Annotated in this window: 1 protein-coding gene; it reads right to left on the reverse strand. The window is 35.7% G+C overall.

Annotation, left to right across the window (positions count from 1 at the left end; translation table 11 throughout):
- The coding region (locus tag A3860_RS41610; RefSeq protein ID WP_216823411.1) for a hypothetical protein at nucleotides 1-359 on the reverse strand (359 nt) is incomplete at both ends.

Consider the following 359-nt stretch of genomic DNA (forward strand, 5'->3'; position numbering starts at 1 on the left):
AGTGCTATTTTATTTCTAATAAGGCTGACCAGGAATTCGGACGCCTTGAATTTTTTATACCTATCCCTCAAAACAGTGTTATAAAATTGCAGCAGGGTGTCAGGTTCTAAAATTCTGCCATAGACAATCCGATGTGAGAAGGTCCAGAATGATATAAATAAATCAGGATATAGTTTTACAAATTCGAGATCTTTAATAACTAGAGAGTCTCCCAGGCGGAATGCTTTCTGCAAAATGCCAGTGTCTGTCCCAAATTTAGATCTGTTTTTTTGGATAAAATCCAGAAAAATGCTATCAGTGATTCTTTTAAAGGAATCAAGTACCGCTCCTCCCATTTTGTTATAAGAAATGATGTTTAC

Source organism: Niastella vici (assembly GCF_002077945.1).
GTDB lineage: Bacteria > Bacteroidota > Bacteroidia > Chitinophagales > Chitinophagaceae > Niastella > Niastella vici.